Genomic DNA, 17,476 nt, shown 5'->3' with positions numbered 1-17,476 from the left:
AGATAACCTCAAATATAACTTTAAAGATTTAAGGAGGTGATAAAGATGGCTGTTAAACACATACCAACTGGAATAGTGCATGGTGGGACAAAAGGTGGAAGCACTGGTTGCGGATTTAATACGAATAAAGAATCAAGTCACTGGGTAAATACTAGTTCCAAAATAACCTGTGACAAAAATGGTTGTAAGAACTAATTGTACAAAATAAAGTGATATTTTTAAGGTAAGTAAAGTTAAGAAGGCAAAGGGACTATACTAATACTTATTGATATATAAGATCCGTCCCTTTGCTAAAACAACGAAGTTTCTGTAAGGTTGCAGACCATTATCTGTTTTATCGTAATAAATTATAGAAAGGAGTTTTAATTATGACCGTTTGGTTATTTCGTGCCGGGAAACAAGGGGAATTTGAAAATAAGTTTCTAGATGACGATAGAGTCTATCTTACTTGGGATGACCTTAATATAGATTTAAAAGAAATTGAGTCAAAGGAAACTCTGTATAAACGATTAATCGATCATTATGATTTAGATAAAGAAAAAACAGCGATTAACTGGGCTTCTCAAATTTGGCCAATTGCACATGCGATAGAACAAGATGATTTAATAGTTTTACCATCGAAATTTAATAGAACATTACATATAGGTGAGGTTGCTGGCGATTATGTATATGATGAATCACTTGGAACTCCCTATTATCATTACCGTGATGTGAAATGGATTGGAAAGGATATACCAAAGGATCGTTTTGATCAAGATTTATTAAATTCACTGGACGGTTACAACGGTTTTATGACAGTTTGTAAAATGTAGAACATATAGAAAGAAAGTATTAGGGAAATGCCTAATAGTAATTGCCATATACCAAACAATAAATATTTGAAGGAACTATTTGCTAAGAATGAAGAAACAGTAGACATCGGACACGCCACTTGATAGACCGATATTAGATCAGTTAGTAGGTACAATGAGCAATTATGGTGCGGATTTCAGCTTATTAGTTTCATGGAGAGGTTTTAAATCTTCTGTAACAAAAGAGTTTCCTAAACAGTTCTTTAAGGTATGCCTTTGGGATTCCAAAACCATTATTCAACAGAACTTTGAGAACTATGAAAAGCTAAGTGATGATATTAAGAAGGAGATTCCTATTAAAAAAGTTTGGATGTTAGATAGTGAAGTTGAGTAAAAGACTTATAATATATTAGTAAGCTTATTTATCAATTATGCAAAGGGAGGGTGAGGCTATGTGGAAAGATAGTGAAACAGAGTTAGACTTCTTAGATTTTGATTATTTAATAGGAATTCTTACAGATATCATTGAAGATGAAGCACTCTTACCTTCAAGTATTGGAGTCTATGGTGATTGGGGGAGTGGGAAATCTAGTTTAATTAAAATGAGCATGAAAGAATTTGAAACAAGAAAAGATGACACCGTTTGTTTAATATTTAATGGATGGTTATTTGAAGGGTATGAGGATGCGAAAACAGCATTAATGGGTACAATTCTAGATACAATACAAAATGAACGGACACTTACTGATACTGCTAAAAAGTGTATAACAGGTCTTTATAAAAGCGTAGACAAATTTAAATTGTTGAAGAAGACTGCAAAATTCGGGGGAGATTTATTTTTAACCGGTGGAATAGGAACCTTAGCTGAATTAACAATATCAGATGTTATGAGCAAACTAGGTGAAAGTGGCAAGGCAATCGATAAAGAAAAAGTTAAACAAGCTATAAAGGATGAACTAAATAATAAAGAAATAAGAGAGGATATTAAGGAATTTCAAAATAACTTTTCAGAACTATTAAGTGAAACTAAAATTAATAGATTAGTTGTATTTGTTGATGAATTAGACCGTTGCAGTCCTGATACAATCTTAGAGACATTAGAAGCAATTAGATTATTTTTATTTACCGGAAAATCAGTTTTCATCATAGGTGCTGATGAAAGGCATATCGCATATGCGGTAAAAAGAAAATTTAATGAAATAGAAGGACAGCAAATAAATATAGGTAAAGAGTATTTGGAAAAAATTATCCAATATCCTATTAGAATACCAAGACTAAATGCTAGGGAAGTAGAATTTTATATTACTTGCCTTTTATTCCAAAAAGATTTAAATAATGATGAATTTGAAGGGATAATAAAATTTTTAGAACAGAAGAAGTTAGAGAACTTTTTGGATTTTAAAATTACATATTTATTAATCAAAGAAAAGTCCCCGGATATTGCAGATAAAGTTAAAGAAAGTATAAATATTGCTAAACAATTATCTTCGGTCTTAGCAAACGGACTCAATGGCAACCCAAGGCACTGTAAGCGATTTTTAAATTCGTTGGTAATGAGAGAAAAAATGGCAAGTTATAAAGGTATCATATTAGATAGAAAAGTTCTTGCGAAAGTCATGCTATTGGAATATTTTAAATCCCCATTGTTTAGAAAGATTGCTGAGTTACAAATTGAAGCAAATGGTAGTTCAGTGGGCTTATCACAATTGGAAAACAATGAAGTAGATAAAAATAATGAACTAAAGGTATGGAAGGACGATAAGTGGGTTCAAGATTGGTGTGAAATTGAGCCTAAACTGGCAGATGTTGACCTTAGACCATATTTTTACTTTACAAGAGAATCCTTATCAGAAAAAATCAATTATGGCTCAGAAAAACTTAGTCCCGATGCAGTTCAAATAATAGAAAAATTATTAAGTAAATCAAAAACTGCAAGAAACGAAGCAATAAAAGGGTCTGTAGAAATAAATGACTATGAGTCTATAGAAATACTACAAACTGTTTTCTCAAATATTATAATTGAAACCACTATAGATAAAGATGTATTAAAATCATACCTTGAATGGGGTAAAACCAAAGAGATATTATTTACGAATGTTATTAGCGATTTAAGTTCATTGCATGGTGAGAAAATTACTTTAGCAATGTTACCATTGATTAGGGACTTTATGGAAACAACAAATAAACATAGTGAAGTCCAAGACATAGCTGATAAATGGAGTAAAGAGAATAATAAGTTGGCTTCGGCAATTCAAAAAGAATTAAAGAAGGAGTAAGGTAGATGGGGACTTCAAGTATTTATAATGGACCAATGGATAATCCGCTATTACCTGAAGGTTTTGAAGATGAATATGAGGAATTTATGAACGTAGATGATCAGGAATTAGAAGGATCTTGGCAGGAAACTAAGAAAGTGATTTCGCAATATATAACAGGAACGATAAAAAACCAAGGTAGGGTTTTAAGGAATTATGTTAAAGCGTCGGGTGGAGCAAGGGCTTCGGCGAATAGGGCTGTTTCTGGTAGGGGTTCAAGTATACGATTAGGACAGCTTCTTTCTGGTATTGTATCCGAAGGTATAATTAAAACACTAGAAAGATTAAAGATAGAGTACAAAGGAAAAAGTGCTGAAGCTTTAATATCAGAAATGGTTAATGTAATTTCTCCTAGATCTAATACAAAAGAAGATATTGTTGCTAAAAATGCTACAATACAGGCCTTATCACAATTATATGAGTATATTACTGAAAATAATATGGATATAAACTCTCTAGATAATATGAATGATGAAATGTTCAATGAAGTTATGTCCTTGTTTGTAAGTAATTATATTTTTGAAAAAATGCTTAATGACTTGCAGAGTAGATTTGAAAAGTACGCAGAGGATTCTCATACGGCTTTAGAAAAGGAAAGAGAATTGGAGGAATATATTAAGGAGTCGGTTAATGTTAAATTAAATAAGGTCTCATTCAATGAGTTAAATTATAACGAATCTAGTATTGATTCAATTATAAGCGAAATTTATATAGAATGCTATGAAGTACTGGAGGTGTATATATGAACCGAGTAAACATTATTTTTAAAATTAATGAAGAAGATAACTTTACAGTAGATGAAAAGTACATTGAATACCAAATAAATCATAATAATAGATTTACATATACATTTTGGAATAAAAAATTGGAGCTTCAACATGTTGACATAAGAAAACATGAAAAAACCTTATAAAATAAACATTCATAGGCAGTATTCAAGTGGGATTTGTACAAAATTTAATCTTATAGTATTTAATTAAAAGAATTATGCTTCAAATGCATATTTGATATTAGCCGAAAAAACTAGATGAATGATTACAATAAAGCTGCTTTTATGCTTGCACATGTCACTGTATTAACCAAAGGCTAAAGGCTGCCCAAGGCAGCGGTGTGCGAAGCGAAAACCGCTGTTTTGGGCGAAGCCTGCGTGGCGATAGCCACGCTTTAACCCCCCGTATCTAACAGGGGGGTAGAAAAACATTAAAAAACAGAAAAAAAGAGCTAAAAACCCAATAGGAACAAAGGTTTGAAGCAGTTTATGAAAATGTCAACTTTTCCTTTATAGTTGACATCTTTTTATCTACTAAACAAATGGATACAAATAACGTATTCGTATGAATGAAAGAGAAACAAAAAAATATCTGTATGGCTATTTGCAATTTATATTCGTGAAACGAGATGATGCAGAGTTATATTAAAGGCATTACAAAAATTGAAAGACTAAGATCCCTTTATTTTTACTCTTTTTAATCTTTATAAATTAATAATTTGGATACTAACTTTAATTTTGTATTTGCACGGGACTGAACATATATACGGCTTGAACAATAAAATCCAAGACAACAAATTTTTTGGCTATTTCGAATTATTATTATACTGGACTTTTTGGACAATCTCTCATAACATTACAAATGTGCAGATACATCAAAGATTTATTTTCTTCATACACCAATTAATCAATGAATATATTATCTGGTTCTTTTTTGTTTTAATAAATAATGCCACAACCATACTAAGAATGCTACTGTAGCCATACTTCCACCGATCACACATATGCCCAGCCATCCCCAACGTTCCCATGCTGCTACACCAACTGCTGAGCCAAGAGCTCCCCCTATGAATGAACTAACCATATATACAGTGTTCAATCTACCTTTTGCTTCAGCAGACAAACTATAAATGCGAGTCTGATTTGAGATATGGGTACCCTGATAACCCAAATCTAACAGAACAATTCCAATAATTAGCCCCAAATGCCAGGTTCCAAACAATCCAAATAATACGTACGACAACAATACGATTACGGTCATCAAACCGACTATCATTTGGGAACTGAATCGATCGCTTAATTTACCGACCACAGACGTTGTCACAACTCCGACCACACCAATCAAGCTAAACACCCCGACCATGGAACTACCATACTGATAATGTGGACCTTCTAAAAAGAAAGTTAGCGTCGTCCAAAAGGCACTGAACGAGCCAAACATCAATGCACTTATCAAGGCTGCTTCACGAAGTGTACGCTCTTGTACAATCAATTTTTTGATAGAACGCAGTAATTCCAAATAGGATAATTTCACCTTAGGCTTAAGTGTAGGCAAATAGCGGTACAAAACATAAGTCAATAGAAACATCAGCAAAGATGCAAAACCAAACATAACGCGCCAGCTAAATAACTCTCCGATAAAACCAGCCACTGCTATTGCCAGCAAGATACCAATTAAGAGACCACTCATCACACTTCCAATTACTTTCCCTCGTTGATATGGAGATGCAAGTTCTGCCGCAAACGGCACAATAATTTGTGGAGACACTGTAGTAAAGCCAACCATAAAGCTGGCTATATACACACTGTACAGATTTTGGGCAGTCGCTAAAAAGATCAGAGCCAGTCCAACTGCAAACAGAAGAGAAAGGATCAATTTTTTCTTTTCATAAATATCGCCAAGGGGGATAAATGTAAACATTCCGATTGCAAAACCAATTTGAGTATATGTAGAAATAATTCCTATTGCTGATCATCAACGTTAAAGGTTCGCCCGATTTCAGCTAATAAAGGTTGATTGTAGTATAAATTTGCAATCGTTAGTCCACATGAAACTGCCATTAAAAGGGTAAGTCTCGGACTAATCTGTGCTTGTTGCTGAAAACGACTCATTGGCTCTGTTCCCCTCTACATAAAATTAACAAAAAAACTTTCGTCCCTTGATTAAAGCAGTATATGCTATATCCAAGGGACGAAAGATATGTTTTCTGCGGTACTACCCTCATTTGTTTAGAATCTCTCGATTCTAGCCTTACAAAGTAAAACCTATTTACTTTTAACACTTTAACGGGCGTGCCCGTTTGAAACTACATATCCAACCAATTTCATTCGGTTTCTTTCAACAGTTCCGAGATAACATCGTACAAGAGATTTTAAAAAGTTTTATCAAATATCTTGTTCTCTATGTGTAGGAGTTCTTGTACTTATTTCTCTACATCTCTTTTGGGATATAAGAATTTTGTATAATCATACCATGACTTTATATTTTTTCAACTGATTCTTTACTTATTAAGAAAAAAATCGTTAGTAAGTGGTTTACGTTTACAGTTTGTCAGCATTCTGAATTCTGTATCTTAATATATCTTGAAAAACACTTTTATGATACAGAATGTTTTTACCTATTAAATCTAAACTGAAAAGGGAAAACCTAACCATATAATCAAATCTTGAAAGCTAAAATAGCTTGCATAAGCTTCGAACGTAAACGATCACGTGTATCTTCATCAATGCCCCAATACGTATTTCCTTGTTCGTCATAAAGTTTACGCATCGACAAACTTGTCATGTAGCTTCCATAATGCAGAATAACTACTTTCATTGCTTCTGGCTCACCCTTATTTGCAGCTAAAATAATTAGGTATGGTAATAAACCACGCTCGTTGTTTTCAACATTAGAATTAATCATCCCATTCATCTGCACGCTCCTCTAAAAATCGTTTTAATAGTTCAAACGAGCTTGTCCGTCTATACTGAACGGTACTACGTGGAATGCCGAGTAGTTTAGCTATTTCTACATCTGATTTGTCAAAGAAGTAGTAAAGCAGAACGGTCTTACGCTTTTCTTTTGGCAAAGTATGCATCGCTTTTGCAAGTAGTTTCGGGGTAATTCTCTTTCCTGCCAGTTGAAAACCTTGTGTTTTCTCACCCTCATAATGCTTATCTAAGGTATAGAGTTGATTTTCTTCCTGTGGCGTGAGATCGGAAAAGGTCATTTCTCGTGACTGTCGTTGTCGCCGCTGGTTGTAGGCATTAATTGCTTCATTCTTTAACACCCTTTTGCAAAAGCCATTAAAAGCGCAGCGTACTTGCCATTGGGTACGAGTAGGTTCCATTTGTTCACCTCCCTTCGCAACCGCAAAGGCGGGTGATGATTTCCCCCTTCATAGCCCTCAACAAGCGTTTTTTCTAAATGCCAAAAATAGAAGCAATATTTTTGAAAAAAAAATCTTATTAAACGCAAAAAAACCCAACTGAACATAAGCCAGCTGGGCGTAAAAGTTGATATATTTTATTGGAAATTGTATGTTTGCACATTACAGCCACAATAATCCCATAACACTTCAAGACGTTTCTTGATATGTCGTGTGAAATCCAATCAGAGTAAACATAAATAAACACGGCGATAACCTCCTTCATACCGCCGTGTCCTAAAAAAGAGCGAACTTAATACACCTTCCGTAATTCTATTTTTTAGAAAAACGGCGGCTTTGAATTTTCTTATTTTCAAAACCGCCGTTCGATATTATAACTATCTATATAGTTTTTGCACTCCTAACAAACAACGGTTTTTAGGTTGTATTAGTGTGTGAAGATATATGTTGTATGCTCAAAAGATCAAAACGCATTTTATTACTTATCGCTCCAATAATAGAGAAAGTGGATTGTGGATTTTGTCCCAGAATTTTTTCCATCATCTTCAAGATAAGATGACCAATTAAGTTTTTAAACCTGATCTACGATTACGTTCCCCTAGGAAGGGTATTTACACGCTAATGGGCGGACTTCTTCGTATCAAATCAAATCCAGCTCAAGTACCTCTTCTTTAGTAGAAGAGTGACACTAATAAATTATACAAAGAGTGAATAATAATTACTGACCAAAGCGAGTTAGTTTTCTTATATATTAATCCAAATATAATACTCAAAACAAAAGCTACTACTATGGAACTTATAATATAAGGAAATTCGAACAACCCTTTATAAAACCAAATAGGAAAATGAATCGATACAAAGAGTAATGATGTAATTGTATTTGCTTTCCAGAAGCTAGATAACTCCATAAACTTTCTTAACAAAAAGCCCCTGAAAACAATTTCTTCAATTATGCCAACTAATAGAATGGTATTAAGCCATTCATTAAATCCTATATGAAAATCGATGTCATTTTTTAAAACTATAAGGTTTAAAATGATAAAATAGGTTATAAAGACTAAGGATATCCATCCTGCCCATTTTATGCCTTTCCTAAAGTTATGGCGTAATCCTAAATAAGAAGACGGATTACTTTTTTCTACCAATTTAACTAATAAGATAACGGGAATAACCCAAATAATCATTTTAATAGTAGCTGATATTATAGCCCTAGGAACAGAATCCATCAAATCTAAATACTGAACCAACCATAATTCTCTAATACACCATAAAGCGTAGAATAATATAAAATACGCCCAAATGTAATTCTTATTTACTTTAGATAATATCAGTAACTCCTCCCTTTTTTCTCATCTTTTACAGATCCTAATGAAAGCCAATATAGCAATAATTAACGATAAAACTGCATATCCAATTGTTGCGTGAACAAAAGGTAAGAAATTGGAAGCTTTTTCAATTGTCTTACCCAAAAGCGTTAAATCTATCCATGCCTCACTTAAAAATGAAACTAAGAAAATGTAAATTGTTCCAATGCCTTGAATCTTTTAAAAAGGTCTGTCCATTCAGTAGATAAACCTACAGCCAATGTTACCAAATAACAAAAAATTGCTTGTGAAACAGCCAACGGTTTACCATTGGTATCGCATAGCCAACTACATAATCAACAACTTTTAATGGGGAGCCACATTAAAAGTTAACAGAGCATATTTTTAATAAAGGCCACTTCTCTTTGTTAAGGATGAACAAATCATATCTGTTACCGCAAAATATAAATTTTCCGGATATTCAGCGATTCGATGACACAAATACAGGTACCACTCTTGTCCGTAAGTTAGGTATACCTTGCAGTTGTGCTCGTTGTTTTTTAAATCTCTTAACAAATCCGACCGTATTCACTTGATCTCTCACATATTGGATTATCTGTAAATCCAGATTTAGCTTTTGATCATTTACTTGAGATCGCTAAGAAAGCAAAACAGTACGAAATAACAGTTATGATTAGTATGGAGGAATCATCAAAAACGGATGCTATTCTTGATATTTATAAAAAAACAACTGAGCAGTATCCAAATGTAGGAATAACGCTTCAGGCACACTTATATAGATCCAGGAATGATTTTCAGGAGCTCATTCATTATCCTGGGAGAATACGAGCTGTAAAAGGAGCTTATCAAGAATCTGCTGAAATAGCCATGCCAAGATCAATGGAATTAAATCACCGTTATCTTGAATTTGTAGAAGAATTAATTCTACATTAGGATAATCCAAATACTGACGTTGTTGTATTTCTTGAACAAGAACTTCATCATGTGTAGCAATTGATACTGGATGGTTCGCCTATATGCCGTAAAGCATTTCTATACTTCATGGAGATAGAACCCATTTCCTCTATAAGACTTAAAAATTCGTCTTTAGCTTTTATACATTCCTCTAAATTGGTTGTATTTTCTCCTATGTATTCAAGTGAAACAAAATACCCTTTTGAAATGAGCTCATTTGCTATCTCAATTCCTTCTTGTTTCTTTTCCCCTGCAACAAACCGTTTGGCAACCTTTAATAATAATGGATAGAGTTCACTAGATTGTTGAATAAAAGATTTAATTTGTTGATTTCGCGCAATCGATTTGAGTGCTTGAGCAACTTGAAATTCAAGGTTTTTCATTATTTTACATCTCCTCTTCACTATTTGAATCAACTATATCATGATAAAATGGTTTATATTAGTACCACTTATGGTTAATTTTCATGGTACCACTTTAACGAAGGAGAATGTAACTATGCTTTGGATTCCCATTGATCGCTCGCTGGATATACCATTAATTAGGCAAGTTTATCAACAAATACGAAAACGAATATTAAACGGACAATTAAAAGCAAATGAAAAACTTCCATCAAGTCGCGAATTGTCGTCTGAATTAAATGTGTCCCGAAACGTAATTTTAGAGGCTTACGATCAGTTATTGGCAGAGGGTTTCCTAGTTGCACAAAGAGGTTCTGGAACCTATGTTGCTTCTGGTGCTTTTTTAGAAAAACATAAAAATGCCTCCGCAATACAATCTTTTCATTGGAATGAAAATAATAAAAAGGATGAGAACATCATTGATTTCCGTTCAGGGATCCCTGCATTGGATTTATTTCCAAGAAAAACATGGGCCAAGTTATCTTATACAATCTGGAATGATTCATCCCCATCTGTATTAGGATATGATATTCCTGAAGGGCGTCCTGAGTTAAGGCAGGCATTATCAGGGTATTTACTGAAAACCAGGGGTGTTGTCTGCCATCCGAATCAAATTGTGATTACTTCTGGTGCAACCCAGGCAATGACGCTTGTTTCCAGATTGCTCGTATCTGCTAATGATGAAGTTATAATGGAGGATCCTATCACCGTTGATATTCAAATGATATTTAAATCGGCGGGCGCGCGGATATATCCGATACCTGTTGATAAAGACGGAATGAAAACATCCCTATTGCCGTTAGACGTAGATCCCAGATTCATCTATGTGACTCCTTCCCACCAATTCCCTTTGGGAGGAATACTACCAATTCAAAGGCGAATTCAACTAATAAACTATTCAAGGAAAACAAATTGTTATCTCATTGAGGATGATTATGACAGTGAATTTCGGTATGAAGGATCACCTATTAGTTCGTTACAGGGATTAGAACCCGAACGTGTGCTATACATTGGTTCGTTTAGTAAAATATTATCGCCTGCCCTTAGAATGGGCTATTTAATTCTCCCCACAGAATTAATTGAAAAATGCCGGACACTAAAATGGTTTTCCGATTTACATACTCCTCCTTTAGAGCAGCTTATCCTCACACGTTTTATTCAAGAAGGCCATTTGGAGCGGCATATTGCAAAAATGAAGAAAATATATAGAAATCGGCGAGACTTTCTAATTAATTGTCTGCAATCAAGATTTTCGAATAAAGTGGATATCTTTGGTGATTCAACTGGCTTGCACCTTATTGTTGAATTTAAGGAACAACAATTTTCGAAAGAATTGCTTGAAAAAATTGAACAATATGGAGTTAAAATATATCTAGTAGAAGATCATGCAATTAGAAAAGGAGCACATTCTAACCAAATTATTTTGGGTTATGGACATCTTGACAATGAAGAAATTGAAGAGGGCATCAATAAATTACAGCAGGCACTTTATGATATCGCACCCTTCAAGTAAACCGGTTAGTTCCTTATTAAAAAGGAACACCGGTTGTTTAAGTCGTTTTACGCATTTTCTACCTTAACTCTACCTTGGAATAGCCACTAACACATCTTAACAGAAGGCTCAGTTAAAGTTTAATGTTGATGTCACAAAAAAAGTTAGAACTTGGAAGTTCCATTACACATTATAGCGTTCTTGATAATCTTGTTTTAGAATTGAATACATATATAAATCATCGAATTTACCGCAAGTATACTCATAGCTCCTCAAGAGTCCTTCTCTTATAAACCCCTGCCGTTCAACTACTTTTTGTGATGGTATATTAGGGGGCTCTATTAAGGCTTCTATCCGTTGTAAATTCAACTGTTCAAATCCATAACAAATAACATGCTTAATAGCCTCAGTTGCTATTCCTTTCCCCCAATGCTTCTTACTTAACTCAAACCCAATTTCAGCACGATAATGCTCTGCAACCCTATTAAGAAAACCGCAACTACCGATTATCTCCTCTTGCCCCTTTAATGAAATTCCCCACCTAATCCCTGTCCCCTTTTCAAAAATTGACTTATACCACGAAATCTCATCCAAGGCGTCATCAATGGACTTAAATGGTTCTAATCCAACGTACTTCATTACATCAATATCAGACAAATACGTTAGCAGGCTGTTCGCATCGTTTTTGGTTACCTGTCTTAAAATCAATCTTTCGGTTTCAAGCACGGGAAATGCTTCTACTTCGATCATATTAAATCCCTCCTAAATGTTATTTATTCAGTCAGTATTGTTTAGTTAAGGACGTATTTGTTGAAGAAAAAATAATTTTATGTTGTAAATTTACTTAATCTAATCGTATCATAGGTTATTGTATTTTGTATTAGACTTCACATAATTATCAAGTCCTTCATAGTGACTTCATTTCTCTGGTGCTAAATGCTTCTAATACTTGAAACCAAGCAAGATAATTGTTTAAATATTTGGTCGCTACAACGTTAAACCGTTGTATCCTTCCTTTTAATCTTCCGTGATAATTGTTGACGTTCTAAATGTGATAAAGACCCTTTGTACAAACTTTTTCAGCAGCTTTGAATTGATAAATTTCCATACCTTTTTCATCGGCATATGTTTTAAAGGCATGCCAAGCATAGGTACATAATACATTCTCTTTTGAAAGTTTATGCCCAATAGCTTTGTCCAAATGCCCTTTGGTTATAGCTCGTTTCTTTGCTGCACCACCACGCTTACGAGGTTTTCTACCCTTAATATTCTTTTGATCTTTTTCAGAATACAGAAAATAGGTTTCGTCCATTTCCACAATACCTTCGAAATTAGATATTTCTATTTGTCTTAATGAGGATAGTAATTTGTGTCTCCAGTAGAATAATATAACGTGAGTAACATTATCATTAAATCCGCAGACTTACGAAGAGAATATCCTTCTATCATACACTCTATAAATATAATCCATTGATTAAGACGACGAGTTCGGTATAGAACAGTATCGGTTAGGTCTGTAAACGTTAGTATACAGGCTTTACAGCGATAGCGTTGTTTTTTAACTTCTTCACCCTCAACAATGGTTGAATACTTTCCAAAACGAACAATATGTTCTAATTCACAGTCAGGACAACGATAGCCACTTTTGTTTTTACGTTCAGATATCTCTTGTAGTACAGTTCCTGTTGAAGATGATGCAGTAGTTTATCAATTAAAAACTCCCGTAATCGATGTTTTTCCACTGGATTCAGTTTTTGATTGCTTTTAGAATATCATTTACTTTCATAAACATCACCAACCTTGTTATTTATGCACCGTTATAGATCGTACGTTCCAAAAAAACAAATAAACAACAACAAGATTTAACAGAGCCTAACAGAATAGAAAATACAGTTACTACGATTCCAAAATATAAAATATTCATCATCCAATCAAAATAAATTTACAGATGAAAAATCAAGTTGTTTTGCTTCATAAATCACAAAGGGAAAAAATATTAGAACTCCAAAATAGTAAAGCGGATTTCGTTGTTCAACTAATATAACTAATAAGATAATGGGAATAACCCAATTATTTTACCTTGATCACTATTGATCATTTTCGGCTTTCGGTGCACTTTAATCGCCCGCCTCACAGGTATACTAAAAATTTTTGTACTTATCTTTTGTATAAGATTTATATTTGGCAGGGAGAAAAAAGTTCTCCACCTTTTCATATACGTTAAGCAAACTTTTTAAGAAAGTAAGTTTTGGAGCAATCCAGTAGCTTAAAATGGCTGAAGTTGTTCCAAAAAGAGCTCCGAATATGATATCAACAGGATAGTGAACTCCTACCATTATTCGAAAAATACCTACAAAGCATGCAATTACAAGCCACAACCATCCTTCTTTTTTGCGCACTAACCAAATTGAAAAACAGATAGAAAAAAACAGAATTGTATGGTCACTTGGAAATGAGTTATCAATCGCATGGTCGATTAGTTGATTTGCATTTGGCAGTTCAGCGAATGGCTGATGATGAGAATAAAATAAGCCGGCTATTTTTCCTGCGATTTCAGCAAATATAAATGCAATAACTGCCTGAATGATCATCATTCTGTTTTGTTTAGTTCGAGTAAACCAATAAATAACCATGCCTAAAGCAAGAATATACAACATATATTCCGCAAAAAAGATTGCAATCGGATTAAGGAAAGAATATTGATTTCCTAAGTTATTAATCATCCAAAATACGTCAATATTCATTTGTGAAACGGACATTTTGACTTCTCCTCTTCTATAGTGTTTGTAACCGATGAAATGACAAACCGATCGTATCGTTTAGAGTAACCCAATTAGTAAGCAAAAAAAATTAAATTTTTTTCAAGATGTCTTATCCTCGCTTTTTATTATAGGCATTACTTTTTAACAGCCTCTTAATCATTTCTTAACCATTTCTTAATAATAGTTCAGGCAAATTTTAAAAGGAGAACTTGACGTAATGGATGTACGAAGACTAAATAGCTTAATTATTCTCTTTCACTGTTTTTTTGAGGGGCGTTTTAACTTTTTTAAAAATACTTGAATAAAGTTAAAAAACATTTTAATATTATTAATGAGAGGAGGGGAACAGTTGAACCGTGATGATGTACCAGAATGGATTCTGGCTTTAGATAAAGAGTCGCTTGAATTTATTAGGAAATTTATTTTAAATTCCGGCTCGTTAAAGGAAATTTCCAAAATATACGGAGTGTCTTATCCGACAGTAAGAACAAAACTGGATAATCTTATAAAAAAAATTGAGCTTAATAGTAAAAAAGAAGATGTTGAGTTTGTCAGTATGATTAAAAATTTGGTTATTGATGAACGTATCAGCTTAGAAGTTGCGAAATTAATTATTGAAAAATATAAATCTGAAAGGGTGGATACTTAATGCCTGTGATTGGATGGATTATTGCAATTTTGGTTATCGGAGTTCAATTTTATTTATCAAGAAGGAAATATGTTTATTGGGGAGCTATCTTACCTGTTCTGTATCTAGTCTTTATAGTTGGGTGGTTTTTTAAGAAATTTGGTGAAGAAAATACACTGGCCCTTATATTAGCTGGTGTTGGAGGATTGGCTTTTTTATTAAGTGTCTGGATTAATGGTAGAGATTATCTGAAAAAGAAAAGAAAAAAGGAATTGGAAAAAATAGAATTACAAGATATTTAATGTTATAGACTTAGTCAGTTTTTATATTCAACTAAAAAGAACATAGAAATAAGGCTTCGCTAATGGAAGGAATAGATAATGAATAAGGCAAATGTCGATAATATAAAAAAAACGATAATAAAGACTTGGAAAAATGCATGGTTTCATTTAAAGAAATCTTTTTGGAAATATTGGTTATTTTATTTCATCATCTTTATCATTGCTTATCTTATCACAGTGTTAACAAATCCAAATATTAAAGAGCTTATTTTAGGTTTAGATGAAAATTTAAAAGATGATGTCAGTGGAGAGGGGTATTGGAGATCTACTTTTTTTCTGTTTAAGAATAATTGGTTAGTTTGCTTACAAATTTTGATTCTTGCTTTTATTCCCATTCGATATTTATACACACTACCACTTATTTCAACAAGTGCTATGATTGGTGTCACATTATATCTTGTTCAACAGGTTAATTTAAATGTTCTCTATACATTCGGATTAGGTTTTCTTCCGCATGCTATTTTGGAACTTACGACATTTATTCTTGCTGCTTGTTATGGAAGTTCGATTAATAAAGTTATTATTGGAAGACTAACAAATTTATTTCGAAAGGTTAAAAAAATAACTCCTTCATTCCGCAGACATTTAAAAGAAGCTTTTATTGCATTCATATTAGTCATAACTCCTTGTATTTTTATAGCTGCTTTTATCGAAGGATTTATATCGAAATTTTTATTAAATATAATAGTCAATTTCAGTAATTAGATAACTTTAAAGCTTAGATTGAGCCTAGTTGTTACCTATTTTTGACGATGGAGCTTCCGAAGTTTCAATTGAGCTAGTTTAAATTTTAAAAAAGCAGGTGAAAAAAATGGAGGACGTTCGAGTACTTGTAGCAGATGATGAAAAAGAAATAAGAAATTTATTAAAAAAGTATCTTGAAAGAGAGTTATATAAAGTAGATGTAGCAGTTAACGGAGAGGAAGCGCTAAACTTATTTGCTCAAAATAAATATAACCTGATCATTTTAGATATTATGATGCCTAAAATAGATGGTGTAGAAGTATGTAGAAAACTTCGAGATCAAACGAATGTTCCGATATTGATGCTAACAGCTAAAGATACAGAGGTTGACAAAATTTTAGGACTGACAATTGGGGCCGATGATTATATTACTAAGCCGTTTAGTATGAATGAATTCATCGCTAGAATTAAAGCTCATATGAGACGGTATTTAATACTAGGGAGCGAACAAAATCATGAAGATAAATCCATCATTAAACTTAAAGGTTTAACGATAAACTTAAAAACGTACACGGTTACAAAAGACGAAAAAGAAATTTCGCTAACAGCAAAAGAGCTTAAATTATTAAAGTTCTTTGTTTCCCATCCAGAACAGGTGTTTACGAAGGCACAATTATTTCGCAATGCATGGGGAGATCATTATATTGAGGATGATAACACAGTCATGGTTCATATAAGGAAACTTAGAAAAAAAATTGAAGATGATCCTTCTAACCCAAAATATATACAAACTGTTTGGGGAATAGGCTACAAGTTTACTGGTGAGAAAGATGAATAAAGATAAAATGATCATTTTACTATTGCTTCAATTTATCATCCTTAAAATCCTATTGTTGATAAATATCGATACTCATCCTTTAACCTTTTTAGAATGGGCATTGTTCATTGCACTTTTTTTAATAACAGTCATTCTTTTTGCAAAAAAACTCAATGATCGGAAAAGTTTAAAGCATACAATTAAGCAGTTAAGGCGAGCAAATAGCGGAAACTTGAATACAAGGCTATTTACCAACGGTGATCCCTTATTTAATCAGTTAGTCTTTTCCATTAACGAATTAATTCAACAACTTGAAAAGGTTCAAATCCAATCAATTAAAAGCCAAATATCAAGAAAAAGACTTCTATCTAGCATTTCACATGATATTCGAACACCCCTTACTTCCATTATCGGCTATATAGATGCATTAAAAGATAATATAGCAGTTTCAGAACAAGAGAAACAAGAATATTTTGATATTATTACAAAGAAAGCAAATGGCTTAAAAGAATTGATTGAAGAAATTTTCAATTTAGCTAAGCTTGATGCAGATGAAATTCCGATGAAGGAAGAATATCTTGATTTCTCGGAAGCTGTTAGGGAGTCATTGATTGAATTTTTACCAGTAATTCAAAAAGAGGGAATGAATCTAGAGGTTACAATTCCGGAAACAAAATGTAATATCCTTGCCGACAAATTGAGCATCACGAGAGTCATAAATAATATGATAAAGAATGTGATTCAGCATGGGAAAAAAGGGAAAGTGATAGGAATTGATATGATAGAAACTCCTCACTCTTATCAACTAGACATATGGGATAAAGGA

At 33.1% G+C, this 17,476-nt stretch carries 19 protein-coding genes and 4 pseudogenes; 13 read left to right on the top strand and 10 right to left on the bottom strand.

Annotated features, from left to right (window positions below):
* Window positions 1–45: 45 nt before the first annotated feature.
* The 6 genes from WKU33_RS16675 to WKU33_RS16650 all read left to right on the top strand — a co-directional run bounded on the left by WKU33_RS16675 (window position 46) and on the right by WKU33_RS16650 (window position 4,019).
* Window positions 46–195: a hypothetical protein gene (locus WKU33_RS16675; RefSeq protein WP_340455661.1), complete on the top strand. Its 150-nt coding sequence runs from the start codon at window positions 46–48 to the stop codon at window positions 193–195.
* A gap of 173 nt (window positions 196–368) precedes the next feature.
* A complete protein-coding gene (locus tag WKU33_RS16670; RefSeq protein WP_340455659.1) occupies window positions 369–812 on the top strand; it encodes a restriction endonuclease in 444 nt (147 codons plus the stop codon).
* Between the two features lie 154 nt (window positions 813–966).
* Window positions 967–1,185 carry a hypothetical protein gene (locus tag WKU33_RS16665; RefSeq protein WP_340455657.1) on the top strand — a complete coding sequence of 73 codons (219 nt, stop codon included), beginning with the start codon at window positions 967–969 and terminating at the stop codon, window positions 1,183–1,185.
* A gap of 58 nt (window positions 1,186–1,243) precedes the next feature.
* Entirely contained in the window at window positions 1,244–3,067 is a 1,824-nt protein-coding gene (locus WKU33_RS16660; RefSeq protein WP_340455656.1) for a KAP family P-loop NTPase fold protein, read from the top strand.
* Window positions 3,068–3,072: 5 nt separating this feature from the next.
* Window positions 3,073–3,852, top strand: a complete 780-nt coding sequence (gene qatB, locus WKU33_RS16655) for a Qat anti-phage system associated protein QatB (protein ID WP_340455655.1) — start codon at window positions 3,073–3,075, stop codon at window positions 3,850–3,852.
* Window positions 3,849–4,019, top strand: a complete 171-nt coding sequence (locus WKU33_RS16650) for a hypothetical protein (RefSeq protein WP_340455653.1) — start codon at window positions 3,849–3,851, stop codon at window positions 4,017–4,019. Before qatB ends, WKU33_RS16650 begins: the two co-directional genes overlap by 4 nt.
* Window positions 4,020–4,794: 775 nt before the next feature.
* On the opposite strand, the gene WKU33_RS16645 is transcribed toward WKU33_RS16650, so the two are convergent.
* From WKU33_RS16645 to WKU33_RS16620, 6 genes and pseudogenes are all read right to left on the bottom strand, one after another.
* On the bottom strand, window positions 4,795–5,796 hold the full coding sequence (locus WKU33_RS16645; protein WP_218122157.1) for an MFS transporter: 1,002 nt from the start codon (window positions 5,794–5,796) through the stop codon (window positions 4,795–4,797).
* A gap of 41 nt (window positions 5,797–5,837) precedes the next feature.
* Window positions 5,838–5,987, bottom strand: coding sequence for a hypothetical protein (locus WKU33_RS16640; RefSeq protein WP_223805894.1), 150 nt, complete (start codon window positions 5,985–5,987; stop codon window positions 5,838–5,840).
* Window positions 5,988–6,534: 547 nt separating this feature from the next.
* Window positions 6,535–6,780: a helix-turn-helix domain-containing protein gene (locus WKU33_RS16635; RefSeq protein WP_445321710.1), complete on the bottom strand. Its 246-nt coding sequence runs from the start codon at window positions 6,778–6,780 to the stop codon at window positions 6,535–6,537.
* A complete protein-coding gene (locus tag WKU33_RS16630; RefSeq protein ID WP_092598677.1) occupies window positions 6,773–7,207 on the bottom strand; it encodes an RNA polymerase sigma factor in 435 nt (144 codons plus the stop codon). Before WKU33_RS16630 ends, WKU33_RS16635 begins: the two co-directional genes overlap by 8 nt.
* Before the next feature lie 710 nt (window positions 7,208–7,917).
* Window positions 7,918–8,493: a CPBP family intramembrane glutamic endopeptidase gene (locus tag WKU33_RS16625; RefSeq protein ID WP_092598680.1), complete on the bottom strand. Its 576-nt coding sequence runs from the start codon at window positions 8,491–8,493 to the stop codon at window positions 7,918–7,920.
* Between the two features lie 462 nt (window positions 8,494–8,955).
* Window positions 8,956–9,138: pseudogene (locus tag WKU33_RS16620) on the bottom strand (proline dehydrogenase family protein); the annotation flags it as partial.
* Here WKU33_RS16620 and WKU33_RS16615 point away from each other — a divergent pair.
* Window positions 9,139–9,495 (top strand): annotated as a pseudogene (locus WKU33_RS16615) (proline dehydrogenase family protein); the annotation flags it as partial. It abuts the pseudogene before it with no gap.
* Between the two features lie 86 nt (window positions 9,496–9,581).
* On the opposite strand, the pseudogene WKU33_RS16610 reads toward WKU33_RS16615, so the two are convergent.
* A pseudogene (locus WKU33_RS16610) lies at window positions 9,582–9,908 on the bottom strand (proline dehydrogenase family protein); the annotation flags it as partial.
* Window positions 9,909–10,023: 115 nt separating this feature from the next.
* Between WKU33_RS16610 and pdxR the strand changes: the two are divergent.
* Window positions 10,024–11,439, top strand: coding sequence for a MocR-like pyridoxine biosynthesis transcription factor PdxR (pdxR, locus tag WKU33_RS16605; protein ID WP_092598685.1), 1,416 nt, complete (start codon window positions 10,024–10,026; stop codon window positions 11,437–11,439).
* A gap of 162 nt (window positions 11,440–11,601) precedes the next feature.
* On the opposite strand, the gene WKU33_RS16600 is transcribed toward pdxR, so the two are convergent.
* The 3 genes and pseudogenes from WKU33_RS16600 to WKU33_RS16590 form a co-directional block, all read right to left on the bottom strand.
* A complete protein-coding gene (locus WKU33_RS16600; protein WP_092598688.1) occupies window positions 11,602–12,168 on the bottom strand; it encodes a GNAT family N-acetyltransferase in 567 nt (188 codons plus the stop codon).
* Between the two features lie 137 nt (window positions 12,169–12,305).
* Window positions 12,306–13,204: pseudogene (locus WKU33_RS16595) on the bottom strand (IS1/IS1595 family N-terminal zinc-binding domain-containing protein).
* Between the two features lie 355 nt (window positions 13,205–13,559).
* Window positions 13,560–14,177: an undecaprenyl-diphosphatase gene (locus WKU33_RS16590; protein ID WP_340455646.1), complete on the bottom strand. Its 618-nt coding sequence runs from the start codon at window positions 14,175–14,177 to the stop codon at window positions 13,560–13,562.
* Window positions 14,178–14,511: 334 nt separating this feature from the next.
* Here WKU33_RS16590 and WKU33_RS16585 point away from each other — a divergent pair, with 334 nt between their 5' ends.
* The 5 genes from WKU33_RS16585 to WKU33_RS16565 form a co-directional block, all read left to right on the top strand.
* On the top strand, window positions 14,512–14,829 hold the full coding sequence (locus tag WKU33_RS16585) for a DUF2089 family protein (protein ID WP_445321709.1): 318 nt from the start codon (window positions 14,512–14,514) through the stop codon (window positions 14,827–14,829).
* Entirely contained in the window at window positions 14,829–15,110 is a 282-nt protein-coding gene (locus WKU33_RS16580) for a hypothetical protein (RefSeq protein WP_340455643.1), read from the top strand. The genes WKU33_RS16585 and WKU33_RS16580 overlap by 1 nt, the downstream gene beginning before the upstream one ends.
* Window positions 15,111–15,188: 78 nt before the next feature.
* The gene (locus WKU33_RS16575; protein WP_340455641.1) at window positions 15,189–15,854 is read left to right on the top strand and encodes a stage II sporulation protein M; all 666 of its coding nucleotides are present in this window, start codon (window positions 15,189–15,191) and stop codon (window positions 15,852–15,854) included.
* A gap of 106 nt (window positions 15,855–15,960) precedes the next feature.
* Window positions 15,961–16,671, top strand: a complete 711-nt coding sequence (locus WKU33_RS16570; protein ID WP_340455639.1) for a response regulator transcription factor — start codon at window positions 15,961–15,963, stop codon at window positions 16,669–16,671.
* The coding region (locus WKU33_RS16565) for a sensor histidine kinase (protein WP_340455637.1) at window positions 16,664–17,476 on the top strand (813 nt) is incomplete at its 3' end. The genes WKU33_RS16570 and WKU33_RS16565, both read left to right, overlap by 8 nt.

Source organism: Oceanobacillus sp. HCA-5259, from assembly GCF_037892815.1.
Lineage (GTDB): Bacteria > Bacillota > Bacilli > Bacillales > Amphibacillaceae > Oceanobacillus > Oceanobacillus indicireducens.
Note: the sequence above shows the minus strand (reverse complement) of the source record. Positions and strands in the feature narration are given on the sequence as shown.

What these genes read in the sequence shown, in the direction of transcription:
- WKU33_RS16675 (WP_340455661.1), top strand. Translation starts at nt 46, where the DNA reads ATGGCTGTTAAACACATACCAACTGGAATAGTGCATGGTGGGACAAAA.
- WKU33_RS16670 (WP_340455659.1), top strand. Translation starts at nt 369, where the DNA reads ATGACCGTTTGGTTATTTCGTGCCGGGAAACAAGGGGAATTTGAAAAT.
- WKU33_RS16665 (WP_340455657.1), top strand. Translation starts at nt 967, where the DNA reads ATGAGCAATTATGGTGCGGATTTCAGCTTATTAGTTTCATGGAGAGGT.
- WKU33_RS16660 (WP_340455656.1), top strand. Translation starts at nt 1,244, where the DNA reads ATGTGGAAAGATAGTGAAACAGAGTTAGACTTCTTAGATTTTGATTAT.
- qatB (WP_340455655.1), top strand. Translation starts at nt 3,073, where the DNA reads ATGGGGACTTCAAGTATTTATAATGGACCAATGGATAATCCGCTATTA.
- WKU33_RS16650 (WP_340455653.1), top strand. Translation starts at nt 3,849, where the DNA reads ATGAACCGAGTAAACATTATTTTTAAAATTAATGAAGAAGATAACTTT.
- WKU33_RS16645 (WP_218122157.1), bottom strand. Translation starts at nt 5,796, where the DNA reads ATGTTTACATTTATCCCCCTTGGCGATATTTATGAAAAGAAAAAATTG.
- WKU33_RS16640 (WP_223805894.1), bottom strand. Translation starts at nt 5,987, where the DNA reads ATGAGTCGTTTTCAGCAACAAGCACAGATTAGTCCGAGACTTACCCTT.
- WKU33_RS16635 (WP_445321710.1), bottom strand. Translation starts at nt 6,780, where the DNA reads ATGATTAATTCTAATGTTGAAAACAACGAGCGTGGTTTATTACCATAC.
- WKU33_RS16630 (WP_092598677.1), bottom strand. Translation starts at nt 7,207, where the DNA reads ATGGAACCTACTCGTACCCAATGGCAAGTACGCTGCGCTTTTAATGGC.
- pdxR (WP_092598685.1), top strand. Translation starts at nt 10,024, where the DNA reads ATGCTTTGGATTCCCATTGATCGCTCGCTGGATATACCATTAATTAGG.
- WKU33_RS16600 (WP_092598688.1), bottom strand. Translation starts at nt 12,168, where the DNA reads ATGATCGAAGTAGAAGCATTTCCCGTGCTTGAAACCGAAAGATTGATT.
- WKU33_RS16590 (WP_340455646.1), bottom strand. Translation starts at nt 14,177, where the DNA reads ATGTCCGTTTCACAAATGAATATTGACGTATTTTGGATGATTAATAAC.
- WKU33_RS16585 (WP_445321709.1), top strand. Translation starts at nt 14,512, where the DNA reads ATGAGAGGAGGGGAACAGTTGAACCGTGATGATGTACCAGAATGGATT.
- WKU33_RS16580 (WP_340455643.1), top strand. Translation starts at nt 14,829, where the DNA reads ATGCCTGTGATTGGATGGATTATTGCAATTTTGGTTATCGGAGTTCAA.
- WKU33_RS16575 (WP_340455641.1), top strand. Translation starts at nt 15,189, where the DNA reads ATGAATAAGGCAAATGTCGATAATATAAAAAAAACGATAATAAAGACT.
- WKU33_RS16570 (WP_340455639.1), top strand. Translation starts at nt 15,961, where the DNA reads ATGGAGGACGTTCGAGTACTTGTAGCAGATGATGAAAAAGAAATAAGA.